Annotated in this window: 18 protein-coding genes; 6 read left to right on the top strand and 12 right to left on the bottom strand. The window is 61.4% G+C overall.

The window, feature by feature from the left end; genetic code table 11:
- Positions 1 to 15: 15 nt before the first annotated feature.
- From ispE to HX811_RS11445, 3 genes are read right to left on the bottom strand one after another with little or no spacing between them, the layout of a single operon-like run.
- Positions 16 to 867 carry a 4-(cytidine 5'-diphospho)-2-C-methyl-D-erythritol kinase gene (gene ispE / locus HX811_RS11455; RefSeq protein ID WP_003208395.1) on the bottom strand — a complete coding sequence of 284 codons (852 nt, stop codon included), beginning with the start codon at positions 865 to 867 and terminating at the stop codon, positions 16 to 18.
- Between the two features lies 1 nt (position 868).
- Entirely contained in the window at positions 869 to 1,486 is a 618-nt protein-coding gene (gene lolB, locus HX811_RS11450; RefSeq protein ID WP_008432261.1) for a lipoprotein insertase outer membrane protein LolB, read from the bottom strand.
- Positions 1,487 to 1,490: 4 nt separating this feature from the next.
- Positions 1,491 to 3,215, bottom strand: coding sequence for a tetratricopeptide repeat protein (locus HX811_RS11445; RefSeq protein ID WP_008432263.1), 1,725 nt, complete (start codon positions 3,213 to 3,215; stop codon positions 1,491 to 1,493).
- A 182-nt stretch (positions 3,216 to 3,397) separates the two neighbouring features.
- Between HX811_RS11445 and hemA the strand changes: the two genes are divergently transcribed.
- The 6 genes from hemA (at position 3,398) to HX811_RS11415 (ending at position 8,764) form a co-directional block, all read left to right on the top strand.
- Positions 3,398 to 4,687 (top strand): glutamyl-tRNA reductase, encoded by a 1,290-nt coding sequence (gene hemA / locus HX811_RS11440; RefSeq protein ID WP_008432265.1) that lies wholly within the window; start codon positions 3,398 to 3,400, stop codon positions 4,685 to 4,687.
- Positions 4,684 to 5,766, top strand: coding sequence for a peptide chain release factor 1 (gene prfA, locus HX811_RS11435; RefSeq protein ID WP_003208405.1), 1,083 nt, complete (start codon positions 4,684 to 4,686; stop codon positions 5,764 to 5,766). Before hemA ends, prfA begins: the two co-directional genes overlap by 4 nt.
- Positions 5,767 to 6,594 (top strand): peptide chain release factor N(5)-glutamine methyltransferase, encoded by an 828-nt coding sequence (prmC, locus tag HX811_RS11430; protein WP_003208408.1) that lies wholly within the window; start codon positions 5,767 to 5,769, stop codon positions 6,592 to 6,594.
- On the top strand, positions 6,591 to 7,346 hold the full coding sequence (locus HX811_RS11425) for a molybdopterin-synthase adenylyltransferase MoeB (protein ID WP_177045952.1): 756 nt from the start codon (positions 6,591 to 6,593) through the stop codon (positions 7,344 to 7,346). Before prmC ends, HX811_RS11425 begins: the two co-directional genes overlap by 4 nt.
- Complete coding sequence (gene murI, locus HX811_RS11420; protein ID WP_003208413.1) at positions 7,339 to 8,133, top strand: glutamate racemase; 795 nt, start codon at positions 7,339 to 7,341, stop codon at positions 8,131 to 8,133. The genes HX811_RS11425 and murI overlap by 8 nt, the downstream gene beginning before the upstream one ends.
- 112 nt (positions 8,134 to 8,245) lie before the next feature.
- On the top strand, positions 8,246 to 8,764 hold the full coding sequence (locus tag HX811_RS11415; RefSeq protein ID WP_003208415.1) for an acyloxyacyl hydrolase: 519 nt from the start codon (positions 8,246 to 8,248) through the stop codon (positions 8,762 to 8,764).
- A gap of 136 nt (positions 8,765 to 8,900) precedes the next feature.
- Here HX811_RS11415 and HX811_RS11410 read toward each other — a convergent pair whose 3' ends face one another.
- Genes HX811_RS11410 through HX811_RS11370 form a run of 9 tightly spaced genes read right to left on the bottom strand, consistent with a single transcriptional unit; the run spans position 8,901 to position 16,619 of the window.
- Positions 8,901 to 9,206, bottom strand: coding sequence for a YkgJ family cysteine cluster protein (locus tag HX811_RS11410; RefSeq protein WP_063033124.1), 306 nt, complete (start codon positions 9,204 to 9,206; stop codon positions 8,901 to 8,903).
- A 54-nt stretch (positions 9,207 to 9,260) separates the two neighbouring features.
- Positions 9,261 to 9,752: a DUF2878 domain-containing protein gene (locus HX811_RS11405; protein ID WP_003208418.1), complete on the bottom strand. Its 492-nt coding sequence runs from the start codon at positions 9,750 to 9,752 to the stop codon at positions 9,261 to 9,263.
- On the bottom strand, positions 9,745 to 11,016 hold the full coding sequence (locus HX811_RS11400) for a cyclopropane-fatty-acyl-phospholipid synthase family protein (RefSeq protein ID WP_087693767.1): 1,272 nt from the start codon (positions 11,014 to 11,016) through the stop codon (positions 9,745 to 9,747). The genes HX811_RS11405 and HX811_RS11400 overlap by 8 nt, the downstream gene beginning before the upstream one ends.
- Positions 11,003 to 11,809, bottom strand: a complete 807-nt coding sequence (locus HX811_RS11395) for a DUF1365 domain-containing protein (RefSeq protein WP_003208422.1) — start codon at positions 11,807 to 11,809, stop codon at positions 11,003 to 11,005. The genes HX811_RS11400 and HX811_RS11395 overlap by 14 nt, the downstream gene beginning before the upstream one ends.
- A complete protein-coding gene (locus HX811_RS11390) occupies positions 11,806 to 13,053 on the bottom strand; it encodes an FAD-dependent oxidoreductase (RefSeq protein ID WP_177045951.1) in 1,248 nt (415 codons plus the stop codon). Before HX811_RS11390 ends, HX811_RS11395 begins: the two co-directional genes overlap by 4 nt.
- Positions 13,050 to 13,832, bottom strand: coding sequence for an SDR family oxidoreductase (locus tag HX811_RS11385; protein ID WP_177045950.1), 783 nt, complete (start codon positions 13,830 to 13,832; stop codon positions 13,050 to 13,052). Before HX811_RS11385 ends, HX811_RS11390 begins: the two co-directional genes overlap by 4 nt.
- Positions 13,829 to 14,251 carry a nuclear transport factor 2 family protein gene (locus HX811_RS11380; RefSeq protein ID WP_177045949.1) on the bottom strand — a complete coding sequence of 141 codons (423 nt, stop codon included), beginning with the start codon at positions 14,249 to 14,251 and terminating at the stop codon, positions 13,829 to 13,831. Before HX811_RS11380 ends, HX811_RS11385 begins: the two co-directional genes overlap by 4 nt.
- Entirely contained in the window at positions 14,244 to 15,689 is a 1,446-nt protein-coding gene (gene phrB, locus HX811_RS11375; protein ID WP_177045948.1) for a deoxyribodipyrimidine photo-lyase, read from the bottom strand. The genes HX811_RS11380 and phrB overlap by 8 nt, the downstream gene beginning before the upstream one ends.
- On the bottom strand, positions 15,690 to 16,619 hold the full coding sequence (locus HX811_RS11370) for a MerR family transcriptional regulator (RefSeq protein ID WP_008432286.1): 930 nt from the start codon (positions 16,617 to 16,619) through the stop codon (positions 15,690 to 15,692).
- Position 16,620 lies beyond the last annotated feature (1 nt).

The following is a 16,620-nucleotide window of genomic DNA, read 5'->3' as shown; positions in this document are numbered from 1 at the left end:
CAGTACTCGGTTCCTTTAGAGCAGACTTTGCAGCTTGCGATGCAACATCGAAACGTTGCTTCCCTTTGCTACAAACCCTGTAAGGGTCTCTGTAAGAAGGGCCGAGACTTTATCAGCTTCAGCTTTGCTTGGGAAGCCCCCAAACACACAACTTCCAGTTCCGGTTAATTTTGCTTCGGTAAAATTACCTAACAAATTCAAAGCGTTACGTACATCTGGATAACGCCTTGCTACAACCGGTAAGCAGTCATTTCGACTGTTTCCCTTGGGAACGGGGCGCACTTTAATGGGAGGAGAGTTACGTGTCAACAGTGGATCTGAAAAAATTTCTGCTGTACTTACAGATACTTGCGGAACAAGCACGACATACCACGGCTCTTCGGGGTCTACAGGGGTGAGTTTCTCCCCCACGCCTTCGGCAAAAGCGGCGTGCCCACGCACGAAAACCGGGACGTCCGCGCCCAGTGTCAGGCCCAGCGCCGCCAGGCGATCGTGGTCCCAACCCAGTTGCCACAAGTGATTCAGGCCGAGCAATGTCGTTGCGGCATTTGAGCTGCCGCCACCGATGCCGCCGCCCATGGGCAGGATTTTTTCGATCCAGATGTCGATGCCCAATGGGCAACCGGATTGTTCCTGGAGTTTTTTCGCGGCCTTCACAATCAGGTTGCTGTCGTGAGGCACGCCGTCGAATTCGGTGTGCAACTGGATCACGCCGTCATCGCGAACGGCGAAGGTCAGTTCATCGCCGTAGTCGAGAAATTGAAAAATCGTCTGCAACTCGTGATAGCCGTCTTCACGGCGACCGAGAATGTGCAGCATCAAATTGAGTTTGGCCGGGGAGGGCAGGGTCAGGCGTTGCTCGTTCATCTCACTGCCCCAGCTTACGCGGTTGCCAGTCCTTGATCACCAGCGTGACGTCAAGGTCGGTGCCATGCAGCTTGATGCGCTCGGGCAGCCAGTAACCGTTCTGTTGCACATAGCTCAGGTATTCGACCTGCCAGCCATCCTGTTCCAGCGAAGCCAGGCGGCTGTCGCCATTGAGGCTCAGGCGGCTCTTGCTGTCTGGCGCAGGAAGACCGCGTACCCACCACACCAGGTGCGATACGGGGAGTTTCCAGCCCATCTGTTCTTCCAGCAGGGCTTCCGGCGTTGGCGCTTCATAGCGGCCCTGATTGGCCACTTCCAGGCTGACTTGCCCCGGCCGGCCGGTCAGGCGTGCCGCACCGCGGCCCAGCGGGCCAGACAGGCGAATGTCGTAATAGTCCTGGCGTTGCAGCCAGAACAAGGTGCCGCTGCCCGAATCTTTCGGGGCGCGAATGCCCACCTTGCCCTCGATCTGCCAGCCATCAAGGCTGCTCAGTTGATCCTTGTGCTGCTGCCACTGCGCCGGGTTGCCCGGGCCTTCGACAGATTCACGGGTGCCAAGACCGGAACAGCCGGCAAGCAGGGCGATAAAGCTGAAAACGATAACGTGGCGCAAAAACATAAAATTAAAGGGTCTCGGATCCGGTCAGGCGCTTGATGGTGCTGCGCAGGATTGGGCTTTCAGGCTGTTCCTTGAGGAACTTCTCCCAGATTTGTCGCGCTTCACGCTGCTTGCCATTGGCCCAGAGCACTTCGCCCAGGTGTGCGGCGACTTCCTGGTCGGGGAAGCGCTCCAGCGCCTGGCGCAACAAGCGTTCGGCTTCGTCCAGGTTGCCCAGGCGGTAATTCACCCAGCCGAGGCTGTCGAGTACGGCCGGGTCTTCCGGGTTGAGCTGGTGAGCTTTTTCAATCAGCTCCTTGGCTTCGGCGTAACGCGTTGTACGGTCGGACAAGGTGTAACCCAGGGCGTTCAGTGCCATGGCATTGTCCGGGTCGCGCTTGATGATCAGGCGCAGGTCTTTTTCCATCTGCGCCAGGTCATTGCGTTTTTCCGCCTGCATGGCGCGGGTGTACAGCAGGTTCAAGTCGTCCGGATATTGCAGCAAGGCTTGCTGGAGAATTTTCCAGGCGCGATCGCCCTGCTTGTTGGCCGACAGGGTCTCGGCCTGGATCAGGTACAGCTGGATCGCGTAGTCCGGTTCGGCATCCCGTGCGGCAGCCAGGCGTTTTTCCGCCTCGTCGGTGCGGCCGTTGTTCATCAGGATATCGGCCTGGCGCAGTTGCGCCGGCAGGTAGTCATTGCCGGCGCCGACCTGAGCGTATTCAAGCAATGCAGCCTGCGGGTCGTTACGCTCTTCAGCGATGCGGCCCAGGTTCAGGTGCGCCGAATCCACGTGGCTCTCGCGGGCGATCAGGTCTTCCAGGTAACCCTTGGCCTCATCCCAGGCCTTGGCTTCCAGGCACACCAGCGCCAGGGAGTAGCGCAATTCGTCATCGTCCGGGTATTGCTGCACGAGGTTGGCGAACTGCACCTTGGCGTCTTCCATGCGGTCCTGTTCAACCAGCATGCGGGCATAGGTCAGCAGCAGGCGTTTGTCGCCCGGGTACTTCTTGATGCTTTTTTCCAGCAGCGGAATCGCTTCCTTGCCGCGGTTGAGGTTTTGCAGCAGGCGGGCGCGCAGCAGGATCGGCGCGATCTCGCCCTCTTCCGGCGGGTGTTGCTCCAGCAGCTTCAGCGCAGCCTCAGGCTCATCATCCTGTTGCAACAACAGCGCCTTGCCGAAAATCAGCTGGCTGTTGTTCGGGTGTTTTTGCAGCAGGCGGTCGAAACTCTTCATCAGGCCGTTGCGGGTGTCCTGATCGGTGTCGGCGGCCGACAGCGCGAGGAAGTCGAAATGCGTGTCGCCCTTGCCCTGCAGGACCTTCTCCATATACACCATGGAGTCGTCATAGCGCCCGGCGCGGGCCAGTTGAATGGCCGCTGCCCGTTGCGCCTCGAGATCGTCCGGGGCGTTTTTCGCCCAGATCAGCGAGGAGTCCAGGGCCGCCTGATCGGCGCCCAGGTACTCGGCGATGCGAAACGCCCGCTCCGAAATCCCCGGATCCTGAGTATTGATGGCCTGGGTCACGTAGTTATCCAGGGCAATGTCGAAACGATTGCGCTGGCCGGCCAGCTCCGCGCTCAGCAGGCTGAAGATCGTCTCTTCACTGAACGAGGAATAAACCTTGGGCTTTTCAGGGGCGGGGGTGCTGTCTTCTACCGGCGGCGTACCGTCCGGCGACACGGGTGCCATGGCCTGGCAGCCGCTGAGAAAGACAAAAGCAAGGAGCAACGCGGAAGATCTATTCATATAGGAAGAGGACGACTAACCTGCGGTCGGATCATCATGACACAAGCCTTCGGCCAAACATAACCGAGTCTCAGTGGATGCCTTTATAGACACAAGGCATTAGGACAATAGCCTACGGTGGTTGTTCTGAATCATTCGAAGTAGGACAATTGTCGGCTTCCCGACATCATCAGCGATATTGAATGGCCTTCCTTGCACTCGGTATTAACCACAAGACTGCTTCTGTAGACGTCCGCGAGCGCGTGGCTTTTACTCCCGAGCAGTTGGTTGAGGCCTTGCAGCAGCTCTGCCGGCTCACCGACAGTCGCGAAGCTGCGATCCTTTCGACCTGTAATCGCAGCGAGCTCTATATAGAGCAGGAACATCTTTCAGCGGATGTGGTGCTGCGCTGGCTGGCCGATTACCACCATTTGAGCCTCGATGAGCTGCGCCAAAGCTCATATGTGCACGAAGAGGATGCGGCAGTTCGTCACATGATGCGCGTCGCCTCCGGGCTGGATTCGCTGGTGTTGGGCGAGCCGCAGATTCTCGGCCAGATGAAGTCCGCCTACGCCGTGGCCCGCGAGGCCGGCACCATCGGCCCGCTGCTGGGGCGCCTGTTCCAGGCCACCTTCAACTCCGCCAAGCAGGTGCGCACCGACACCGCCATCGGTGAAAACCCGGTGTCCGTGGCGTTTGCCGCCGTCAGCCTGGCCAAACAGATTTTCAGTGACTTGCAGCGCAGCCAGGCCCTGCTGATCGGCGCCGGCGAGACCATCACCCTGGTCGCCCGCCACCTGCACGAACTGGGCGTAAAGCGCATTGTCGTCGCCAACCGTACCCTGGAACGCGCCAGCATCCTGGCCGAGCAGTTCGGTGCCCACGCGGTGTTGCTTTCCGACATCCCGGCCGAGCTGGTGCGCAGCGACATCGTCATCAGCTCTACTGCCAGCCAGTTGCCGATCCTCGGCAAGGGCGCGGTAGAAAGCGCCCTGAAACTGCGCAAGCACAAGCCGATCTTCATGGTGGATATCGCCGTTCCCCGGGATATCGAGCCTGAAGTCGGCGAGTTGGACGACGTTTACCTCTATAGCGTCGACGACCTGCACGAAGTGGTCGCCGAAAACCTCAAGAGTCGCCAGGGCGCTGCCCAGGCTGCCGAGGAAATGGTCAGCACCGGTGCCGACGATTTCATGGTGCGCCTGCGTGAACTGGCGGCAGTGGACGTGCTCAAGGCCTACCGTCAGCAAGGCGAACGCCTGCGGGACGAGGAATTGATCAAGGCCCAGCGTATGCTCGCCAACGGCAGCAGCGCCGAAGACGTGCTGATGCAACTGGCGCGCGGCCTGACCAACAAATTGCTGCATGCTCCCAGTGTCCAGTTGAAAAAGCTTACCGCCGAAGGCCGCCTCGATGCGCTGGCCATGGCCCAGGAACTCTTTGCCCTCGGTGAGGGCGCGACAGAAAGCTCTTCGGATAAAAAACCGCAATGAAAGCGTCACTGCTCAATAAACTGGACGTCCTTCAGGACCGTTTCGAAGAACTGACCGCCTTGCTCGGCGATGGCGAGGTCATCTCCGATCAGACCAAGTTCCGCACCTATTCCAAGGAATACGCGGAAGTTGAACCGATCGTGGGCACCTATAAACAGTTGCTCAAGGTTCAGGCTGACCTCGAAGGCGCCCAGGCGCTGCTCAAGGACAGCGACCCGGACATGCGCGAAATGGCCGTTGAAGAAGTGCGAGAGGCCAAGGACAAGCTGATCGAACTGGAAGGCGACCTGCAACGCATGCTGTTGCCCAAGGATCCGAACGACGGGCGCAACGTATTCCTTGAAATCCGCGCCGGCACCGGTGGTGACGAAGCGGCGATTTTCTCCGGCGACCTGTTCCGCATGTATTCGCGCTATGCCGAGCGTCGCGGCTGGCGTGTGGAGATTTTGTCCGAGAACGAAGGCGAACACGGCGGCTATAAAGAAGTCATCGCCCGGGTTGAGGGCGAGAATGTCTACGGCAAACTGAAGTTCGAATCCGGCGTGCACCGCGTGCAGCGGGTTCCGGCCACGGAATCCCAGGGCCGTATCCACACCTCGGCGTGCACCGTGGCCGTGTTGCCCGAGCCCGACGAGCAGGAAGCCATCGAGATCAACCCCGCAGACCTGCGGGTCGACACCTACCGCTCATCGGGCGCCGGTGGCCAGCACGTCAACAAGACTGACTCGGCGATCCGTATCACTCACTTGCCTTCGGGCATCGTGGTGGAGTGCCAGGAAGAACGTTCCCAGCACAAGAACCGTGCGCGGGCCATGTCCTGGCTGTCGGCCAAGCTGAATGACCAGCAGACCAGCGCCGCCGCCAATGCGATTGCCAGCGAGCGTAAGTTGCTGGTGGGCTCGGGCGACCGTTCCGAGCGCATTCGTACCTACAACTTTGCCCAGGGCCGGGTCACCGACCACCGCGTCAACCTGACGCTGTACTCCCTGGACGAAATCCTCGCCGGTGGCGTCGATGCGGTAATCGAGCCATTGTTGGCTGAATACCAGGCCGACCAGCTTGCGGCGATAGGTGAATAAATGACCATTATTGCCAGTTTGTTACGCGCCGCCGACCTGCCGGACTCGCCGACTGCGCGCCTGGACGTGGAATTGTTGCTGGCCGCTGCCTTGGGCAAGTCCCGCAGCTACCTGCACACCTGGCCGGAAAAAATCGTCAGCAGTGAACACGCGCTGACCTTTGCCGACTACCTGCAACGCCGTCGTGCCGGCGAGCCCGTGGCCTACATCCTCGGCCAGCAAGGCTTCTGGAAGCTCGACCTGGAAGTGGCACCGCACACGCTGATCCCGCGTCCGGAAACCGAGATGCTGGTGGAAGCCGCCCTGGAATTGCTGCCTGCCACACCGGCCAAGGTCCTGGACCTGGGCACCGGCAGCGGCGCGATTGCCCTGGCCCTGGCCAGCGAACGCCCGGCCTGGCAAGTCACGGCGGTCGACCGCGTGCTGGAAGCCGTGGCCCTGGCCGAACGCAACCGCCAGCGCCTGCACCTGAACAACGCCACGGTGCTGAACAGCCATTGGTTCAGTGCCCTCGAAGGCCACACTTACAACCTGATCATCAGCAACCCACCTTATATAGCCGACACCGACCCGCACCTGGTGGCCGGTGACGTGCGCTTTGAACCGGCCAGCGCGCTGGTATCCGGGCATGACGGCCTGGACGACCTGCGGCTGATCATCGCCCAGGCGCCTGCGCACCTCGACGCCGCGGGTTGGTTGCTGCTGGAACACGGTTACGACCAGGCGCCCGCCGTGCGCGACCTGCTGCTGGGGGAAGGCTTTGAAGAAGTCCACAGCCGCATCGACCTGGGCGGCCACGAACGCATCACGTTGGGACGCCGCCCGTGATGAACGACCAGGAGCTGTTGCGCTATAGCCGGCAGATTCTGTTGCAGCATGTCGACATCGAAGGCCAGTTGCGCCTGAAAAACAGCCGCGCGCTGATCGTCGGCCTGGGTGGCCTCGGTTCGCCGGTGGCGCTGTACCTGGCGGCGGCGGGTGTGGGTGAGCTGCATTTGGCGGATTTCGACACTGTCGACCTGACCAACCTGCAACGCCAGATCATTCACGACACCGACAGCGTCGGCCTGAGCAAGGTCGACTCGGCGATTCGCCGCCTGAGCGCGATCAATCCTGAAATACAGCTGGTTGCCCATCGCAGCGCGCTGGATGAGGATTCCCTCGCGGCCGCCGTGGCGGCGGTCGATGTGGTACTGGACTGCAGCGACAACTTCTCCACCCGCGAAGCGGTCAACGCTGTGTGTGTCGCTGCCGGCAAGCCTTTGGTGAGCGGTGCGGCGATTCGCCTCGAAGGCCAGCTGTCGGTGTTCGACCCTCGTCGCGCCGAAAGCCCCTGCTACCACTGTTTATACGGGCACGGCAGCGACGCCGAACTGACCTGCAGCGAAGCCGGTGTCATCGGCCCGCTGGTGGGTTTGGTCGGCAGCCTGCAAGCCCTGGAAGCCTTGAAATTGCTGGCCGGTTTCGGCGAGCCGCTGGTGGGGCGGCTGTTGTTGATCGACGCCCTGACCACGCGTTTTCGCGAGTTGCGGGTCAAGCGCGATCCCGGTTGCAGCGTCTGCGGTAGCCAACATGGTTAAGGACGCGCCGATTGGTGTGTTCGACTCCGGTGTCGGCGGCCTGTCGGTGCTGGACGAAATCCAGCGTCTGCTGCCCCATGAGTCGCTGCTGTACGTGGCGGATGGCGGGAATATCCCCTACGGCGAGAAAACCCCGGCGTTCATCCTCGATCGTTCGCGACAGGTGGCGGCGTTCTTCCGTGAGAAGGGCGCCAAAGCGTTTGTGATTGCCTGCAACACGGCGACCGTTGCGGCGGTTGCCGATTTGCGTCAGGACTATCCCGACTGGCCATTGGTGGGCATGGAACCGGCAGTCAAACCCGCGGCCGCCGCGACCCGCAGTGGCGTCGTCGGCGTGCTGGCGACCACCGGCACCCTGCAAAGCGCCAAGTTCGCCGCCTTGCTCGACCGCTTCGCCACCGATGTGCGGGTGATCACCCAACCCTGCCCGGGCCTGGTGGAGCTGATCGAAACCGGCGACCTGGACAGCCCGGCCCTGCGCCTGCTGTTGCAAGGCTACGTGGAGCCGCTGATTGCGGCCGGTTGCGACACCATCATCCTCGGCTGCACCCACTATCCGTTCCTCAAGCCCCTGCTCGCCGAGATGCTCCCGCCGACGATCATTTTGATCGACACCGGGGCGGCAGTAGCGCGTCAATTGCAGCGTCTTTTGAGTGATCGCGAACTGCTGGCCACTGGCAATCCGCCGCCTGTACAGTTCTGGACCAGCGGCGATCCGCAGCATCTAAGAAATATCCTACCGACCCTATGGAAATCTCCCGGAGTTGTGCGTAGTTTTGGCGTGTGAAAAAAACGTGAAATAACGCCTTTATCCGCTGAACTTCTGGCTATACGGCAGCTTCTATAGCAAGTTGGCCGGTACAAAATCATACAACTTCGTTCGGAAGGGATGTTTCTCTATGAAGCGCTTGTTCTGTTTGGCTGCGATTGCGGCCGCAATGTTGGGGCACTCTTTTTCCGCACAGGCGGCAGGCCTGGAACTTGGGGTGGGAAGTACGAGCGATTCGACCATGACCTATCGGTTGGGGCTGACCTCGGACTGGGATAAAAGCTGGTGGCAGACCGATACGGGGCGCGTGACCGGGTACTGGAGCGGCGCCTACACCTACTGGGACGGTGACAAGCGGGCCAGCGTCAGCAGCCTGTCGTTCTCACCCGTGTTTGTGTATGAGTTTGCCGGGGAGAGGGTGAAGCCGTACATCGAGGCCGGCGTGGGTGTGGCCGTGTTCTCCCGCACGCGGGTTGAAGACAACAATATCGGCCAGGCTTTCCAGTTTGAAGACCGGCTGGGCTTTGGCTTGCGCTTTGTCGGTGGCAGTGAAGTGGGGATTCGGGCCACCCATTACTCCAATGCCGGGATCAGCAGCAATAACGATGGTGTAGAGAGTTATTCGCTGCACTACACGCTGCCACTGTAATTCCTCAGAACACTGCAAAACCATTGTGGGAGCGGGCTTGCTCGCGAAAGTGGTGTATCAGCCACGAATCAGTTGACTGACACACCGCTTTCGCGAGCAAGCCCGCTCCCACATTTGCTACTCATTGGTTCCGAAATCAGCGATACACCGTCGCAAGCCCCTGGCGCTCATCGATGCACTCCGGCGCGCCCATCTCGAATTCCCGGCAGATCAGCGGCCGCTTCTCGTAAATCGTGCACATCATCGTGTCGCGGTCCAGCGCCGCGCACCAGCCGTCATCCAGGCGCAGCATGACTTCGCCGCCCCAATCGTCGGTATCGATAAAGCGATCGGGCACGCCGGTATCGGTGATCAGCATGACTTCCAGCTGGCAGCAGCACGCGGCGCAGGTGGAGCAGGTGACGGCAGGTTCGGCGATTTGGGTATGGGGGATGTTGGTCATAGGCGCGCAGTGTAAGGCAAGCGGCTCATAGGTGTGTGAAAGGGCTGACGGACGTCAATGTGCCAACTGCCTGGCGACCCAATGCAACAACGGAAAAATCATCCCCCAGAGTAACGCCAGGCCGATGACGGTCGGCACGGTGCCATAGCCGAAACTCACCCCCGCCAGTTGGCTGCCCGCGTAATAGGACAACGGCCCGCCCACCGCCCCCAACAAACTCGCACGCCACCAGGGCTGCGCGCTCCAGGCCAGGCAATGGCGCAGCGTGGTCGCCAGCAATGCCCACAACAGGATCAGCCACAATGGCGCCAACAGCCCGGGCAGGCTGAAATGAAACACGCCGAATGCACGTAGCACGGTGTCGATCACGGTGCCCAACAAGGTGACGGCAACAATCACCTGGCCTTCCGCTGACCACGAACTTATCCACAGCAGGTGGATTACCAGCACCGCCAACCCCACCAACAGCCACAGACTGTCGCCGCCCAGCACACAGGCAAACCAGCCGCACTGAAACAGCACGGCATTTGCCAGTGGTTTAAGCATCAAAGCGCCCGAGCAGTGGCTGGGTCAGCGCCGCCGGCTTGGCCAGCAGCATCTGCGCGGTGCCGATGGTGCGCTCCATAAATCCGCCTTCGCAGTAGCACAGGTAAAACTCCCACAGCCGCAGGAAGTATTCGTCGTAGCCCATTTCCGTCAGGCGGCTGTGGGCGCGGCGAAAGTTCTCATGCCACAGGCGCAGGGTTCGCGCGTAGTGCAGGCCGAAGTCCTCCATGTGCAGCAGGTTCATGTCCGTGTCGCGGCTGACGACCTCCAGCATCTTCTGTACACACGGCAAGGCGCCGCCGGGGAAGATATAACGCTGGATAAAATCCACGCTGCTCTTGGCTTGTTCGTAGCGCTGTTCGCGAATGGTGATGGCTTGCAGCAACATCAGGCCGTTGCTCTTGAGCAACTGCGCGCACTGTTTGAAATAGGTCGGCAGGAAGCGGTGGCCCACGGCTTCGATCATCTCGATCGACACCAGTTTGTCGTACTGCCCGGTCAGGTCGCGGTAGTCCTCCAGCAGCAACGTCACCTGATTCTGCAAACCCAGGGCCTCGATGCGTTTTTCAGTGTAGGCAAACTGCTCTTTGGACAGGGTCGTGGTGGTGACCTTGCAGCCGTACTGCTGCGCGGCATAAATCGCCATGCTGCCCCAGCCGGTGCCGATTTCCAGCAGGTGGTCGGACGGTTTCAGCGCGAGCTTCTGGCAGATGCGTTCCAGCTTGTTCAACTGTGCCTGTTCCAGGGTGTCGTCAGCGGTGAGGAACTGCGCGGCCGAATACATCATGGTCGGGTCGAGGAATTCCTCGAACAGGTCGTTGCCCAGGTCGTAGTGGGCGGCAATGTTTTTCTGCGAGCCCTTGCGCGTATTGCGGTTGAGCCAGTGCAGGCCCTGGGTGAAGGGCCGCGCGAGTTTGGCCAGGCCACCTTCCAGCGCATCCAGCACGTCGAGGTTGCTGACCATCACCCGCACCACGGCCGTCAGGTCCGGGCTGCTCCAGTAACCATGGATAAATGCCTCGCCCGCGCCGATGGAACCGTTGGCCGCCACCAGCCCCCACACGGCTGAATCGAGGATCTGGATCTCCCCCAGCAGGTGCGCTTCCCGTGCGCCGAAGACCTGCCGTTCGCCGTCCTCGATCACCACCAACTGGCCGTGGCGCAGTTGGCCGAGCTGGCGCAGCACGGCTTTGCGCAGCAGCGCGGCGGTCATGCCGTTGACGTTCAAGCGGTTGGATTTGACCGATAAGCTAGGGGATTTCATGGCGGCGATCCTTGGTGTACCCGACTGCGGTGCGAGAAGCGCCTTCGGCGGCGTGATGGGAAAAAATCGGCGTGCGTTTAAGCAAGAGGCGCAAGGCCTGCCAATAAATGGCCAGGCAGGTCTTGGCGGTCATCCACGGGAAGCGCCACAGGTAGCGATGCAGGCTGGCGCGGTTCAGGGCTTCGCGTTGCAGGCTCAAGGTGGCGTCGAAGACTTTCAGTTCGCCCTGCCAGTCGGCCATATGCACGCCGAGCCTGGCGGCGGGCGGGCTGAAGCTCATGCGGTATTCCAGGTCCCGGGGCAAGAACGGCGACACATGAAACGCCTTGGCCACGGCGAAGTGCTGATGCTCACCGGCAGGCAGCGCCTGGGCCGGCAGCACGTAGTGATAGCGCTCGCGCCACGGGGTGTTGGTCACTTCACAAAGGATCGCGGCCAGCGTTCCGTCGGCCTCGAAGCAGTAGAAGAAACTCACCGGGTTAAAGGCCAGGCCCCAACTGCGGGCCTGGGTCAGCAGGCAGATAACGCCCGAGGGGATGCGCCCCAGGGCCTTGCCGACTTCTTGGCGTACGGCATCGGTCAAGCTCATGCCGTGACGGGTAAATTCACGCAGGTAATCCTGCTGGCGAAACGCGAACGGCGCCCAGCGCTCGCCCGCCAATGGCGACAAGCCGAACACTTCGTCCTGTTCGCTGAGGTCCAGGTACAGCAGGCCGATCCGGTACCGAAAGGCATGGCCCTTTGGCGTAAACCGCCGATGGGCGATCCAGCCGCTGTACAGGGCGCTGTTCACAGGATTTCCCCGAACGCCTTGGCCACGCGCAATGCGCTGACCACGCCGTCTTCGTGGAAACCGTTGGCCCAGTAGGCGCCGCAATAATAGGTGTGCTGCGCGCCGTGCAGTTCTTCCCAGCGCGCTTGGGCGGCCACAGCGGCCAGGCTGTATTGCGGGTGGGCGTAGGTGTAGCGGGCGAGGACTTTGAGCGGGTTGATCAGCGCCGTTTGGTTGAGGCTCACGCAAAAGGTGGTGGTGCTGTCGATGCCTTGCAGGATGTTCATGTCGTAGGTCACCGCCGCCTGTTTTTGCGCGCGGCCATCCAGGCGGTAATTCCAGCTGGCCCAGGCCAGTTTGCGGTCGGGCAGCAGACGGGTATCGGTGTGCAGGACGACGTCATTGTCGGCGTAGGGCAGGGCGCCAAGGATCTGTTGCTCGGCCAGGCTCGCATCCCCCAGCAAGGCCAGGGCCTGGTCGCTGTGGCAGGCGAACACCACCTTGTCGAATGCCTCGCTGCCGGCGGCGCTGTGGATAACTGCGCCGATGGCTGAACGCTCAACGCGGGTGACCGGGCAATTGAGGCGGATATTTTCGCGGAAGGACTGGGTCAGCGGTTCGATATAGCGGCTGGAACCGCCTTCGATCACGCACCACTGCGGCCGGTTGCTCACCGACAACAAGCCATGGTTCTTGAAGAACCGCACGAAGAATTGCAGGGGAAACCCGAGCATGTCAGCCAGGGACATCGACCAGATCGCCGCGCCCATCGGCACGATGTAGTGCTGGATAAATCGCTGGCCGTAGCCGCCCGCTTGCAGGTACTCGCCCAGGGTCATCTCGGCGCTGATGCGTTGCTCTTGCAGGTCCAGGGGCGCCTGGCGGTTGAAGCGCAGGATATCGCGCAACATGCCCCAGAACCCCGGCGACAGAATATTCCGGCGCTGGGCAAACAGGCTGTTGAGGTTGTTGCCGTTGTACTCGAACCCGGCGTTCGGGTCGCACACCGAAAAGCTCATCTCGGTGGGTTTGTACGTCACGCCAATTTGCCCCAGCAGCTTGATGAAGTTGGGATAGGTCCAGTCGTTGAACACGATAAAGCCGGTGTCCACCGCATGGCTTTTGCCTTCCACCGTGACATTCACCGTATGGGTGTGGCCGCCGATGCGGTCGCCCGCTTCGAACAGGGTGATGTCGTGGCGGCGACTGAGCAGGTAGGCGCTGGTCAGCCCGGCAATGCCGCTGCCGATAATGGCGATCTTCACAGGTCGTCCTTTCTCGGCGGCGGGCTGCGCAGCATGCGTTTGCCGATGATCAACTGGACGCGGTTCGGCAGTTTCGACAGTGGCCACAAGGCGGCAATAAACAGGGCAGGGAAGGCAATCTCCAGTGGACGGCCTTGCAGCTTGGCAAAGATGTGCCGCGCGGCCTTGTCTGCCGGCCAGCTCAGGGGCATCGGGAAATCATTGCGGGCGGTCAGCGGCGTGTCGACAAACCCCGGGCTGACCACGGTGACGTCGATCCCTTCAGGTGACAGGTCGATACGCAGGGACTCGAACAGGTAACGCAGGCCGGCCTTCGACGCACCATAGGCTTCCGCCCTGGGCATCGGCAGGTAGGTCACCGCACTGGCCACACCGACCAGGTGCGGTGTATGACCGGCACGCAACAGCGGCAGCGCGGCCTCGATGCAGTAACTGCTGGCCAGCAGGTTGGTGCGCACCACGTGCTCGATGATCGAGGAATCAAACTGCCTGGCATCCACGTATTCGCAGGTGCCGGCATTCAGGATCACCGTATCCAGCGAACCCCAGGCCACCGCGATGTGTTCACCGATCTCGCGTACGGTCTGGCTGTTGGTCAGGTCGCCGGCCACCACCAGCACTTGCCCGGGGTATTGCTGGGCAAGCTGTTCCAGGGGCGCCTTGGAGCGGGAACTGAGGGCCACATGGGCACCGCTTTCGAGCAGCGTCTTGGCCAGTTCGGCCCCGATGCCACTGCTGGCACCGGTCAACCAGTAACGACGTGGAAGGTTAAGGCTCATCCCATTCTCCTTTTCAGCCAGCTGACCACACCGCCAAGGACCGGCACGTGTTCATACAGCAACTGTCCAGCGTCAAAATAATCCCGGTGGCGATACACCTTGTCGCGCCACAGCAGGTGCGAGCAGCCTTCCACACGAATCACTTCGCCCTTGGCCAGGCGCGGGTGGCAGAAGCTCATTTTCCAGCGCAGGTAGCCTTCGCCTTCCGCCACTTGATCAAAGCCATGGAAGTCAAAGCGCAACTGGGTCACGTTGTCGTACAGCTCGGCGAAGTAGCGGTGCAACGCCGGCAGCCCGTGCACCTCGTGCAGTGGGTCGGTGAAACTGATGTCATGGCTGTACAGGCCGTCGAGCAGGTGCAGGTTGTGCTTGTCCACACTGGCGAACGCCTGGGCGAAGCGGCGCAGGAAATCACTCATAAGCACCTCCGACCGCCTGGCGTGAAGGCAGGCTGCGGAAAGCGGCGAGGGCGCGCTCGCGGGATTTTTTCAAGTCGACGATAGGACGAGGATAGTCGGCCACACCAAACAGGCCGCCCACGGCGTCGGGGTCGTGCACTTCCTTTTTGTTCAGCGCCGCCAGTTGCGGCAGCCAGTGCTTGATAAATACACCTTCGCCGTCGAATTTTTCCGATTGGCTCAAGGGGCTGAAAATCCGGAAGTACGGGGCAGAGTCGGTGCCGGTGGACGAGCTCCACTGCCAGCCACCGTTGTTGGCTGCCAGGTCGCCATCGATCAGGTGACGCATGAAAAAGCGCTCGCCTTCGCGCCAGTCGATCAGCAGGTTTTTGGTCAGGAACATCGCTACCACCATGCGCAGGCGATTGTGCATCCAGCCGGTTTCCAGCAGCTGGCGCATGGCGGCGTCGATGATCGGCAGGCCGGTGCGTGCTTCCTGCCACGCTTTCAAGTCTTCCGGGCTGTTGCGCCAGGCCACGGCTTCGGTCTCTGGGCGGAATGCGCAGTGGCGCGAGACCCGTGGGTAGCCCACCAGAATATGTTTGTAGAACTCGCGCCACAGCAGCTCGTTGATCCAGGTAATCGCGCCGATGTCGCCGCTTTCGAATTCACCCTGGTTGCTTTGCAGCGCGGCATGCAGGCACTGGCGCGGTGAAACCACGCCCGCTGCAAGGTAGGCCGAAAGCTGGCTGGTACCGGGCTTGGCCGGGAAGTCGCGTTCGTCCTTGTAGTAGCTGATTTGTGCGTCGGCGAACTGGTCGAGACGGCGCCGGGCTTCGGCTTCGCCGGCAGGCCACAGGGCGCGCAAGGCTTCGCTCGGGGTAGCGAAGCCCTCGACGTGATCCGGAACCTCGTCGCTTTTGAGTTTGAGCGGCGCCTGCGCCTTGGGAGTGGCGACCAAACGCGGCAAGGCGCCATGCAGGCGGCTGTAGCAGACCTTGCGGAACTGGCTGAACACCTGGAAGTAGGTGCCGGTCTTGGTCAGCACGCTGCCGGGCTGGAAAAACAACTGGTCCAGATAGGTGTGGAATGTGATGCCTTGAGCTTCGAGGGCCTTGGCCACGGCGGCGTCGCGGCGCTCTTCGTGGATGCCGTATTCGTCATTGACGTGTACCGACTCCACCGACAGTTCCTGGCACAGGCCTGCCAAAACTTCAGGTGCTTGATCCCAAGTGTCGGCATGGCGGATCAATAACGGAATGTTCAACTCGCCCAGCGCTGAGCTCAAGCGCTGCAGGTTGCGCAGCCAGAAATCGACCTTGCACGGCGCGTCATCGTGGGCCAGCCATTGCCCGGGGCTGATCAGGTAGACGGCCGCTGTCGGGCCACGCTGTGCGGCGGCGGCGAGGGCGGTGTTGTCATGTAGGCGCAGGTCGGTGCGCAGCCAGATCAAGTGCATTTAAATAAGTCCACGCTGGATCAGTACCTGATGGGCCGACAACGGGTCTTCGGCCAGGAGCAATTCAGGAATCTCTTGGGTTAATACGGACAGCTCCGCCTGGTGGATGCATACCGTTGGTCCGGTTATCAGTTTTGGGCAACTGAAGCCGCTCAACAGTTTGCCCAGCACCGAGGTATGGAGTGCCTTGCTCGAATACAGCAGTACCGCGCGGGGTTGCAGATGCTCGACGGCCAGGGCCAGTTCGCCCACCGGCAATGGCCAGTCGAAAACTTCCACCGGGCAATCGGCGCTGCTGGCGAGCCAGGCGGTGAGCCACAGGTGCGGCTCCAGCGGCAGGTCGGAATGGTTGATCAGCAGCAGGGGGGCGCCGTTGAGCTGGCGGTTGTTGTGATACATCCGCGCACCGAATTTGCTGCGCAGCCAGGAATAGAAAAATACCCGTTCCATCTGCGCGCCGAACTGGCCTTGCCAGCGCAGTTCGAGCTCCTTGAGCAACGGCAATAACAGTTGCTCGCACAAGGTGCGCGGCGGGTACAGCGCCATGGCCTGGTTGAAGGCATCATCCACCCGGCGCTCGGCCAGTTCGCTGATGGCCTGCACCAGGTGCTGGCGGCGGTTGTGCCATTCGTTTTCCACCGGCGGTTCGCTGGTGGCTTGCGCGGTGTCGATCAGACTCTTGACCTGGCTGACCGGCACACCGCGGTTGAGCCAGGTCAGGATGGTATGGATGCGTTGCACGTGCTCGGCACTGAACAGGCGGTGCCCCTTGGGCGTGCGCTGGGGCACGATCAGGCCGTAGCGGCGCTCCCAGGCGCGCAAGGTCACGGCGTTGACGCCGGTCTGGCGCGCCACTTCGCGGATCGGCAGCCAGCCTTGTTCGATGGCCTCGGCGATGTCTTCGCCAGGTTCTTGCAGGGGAAAAGTCATA

The sequence above is a fragment of the Pseudomonas sp. F8002 genome, assembly GCF_013385495.1.
Taxonomy (GTDB): domain Bacteria; phylum Pseudomonadota; class Gammaproteobacteria; order Pseudomonadales; family Pseudomonadaceae; genus Aquipseudomonas.
Note: the sequence above shows the minus strand (reverse complement) of the source record. Positions and strands in the feature narration are given on the sequence as shown.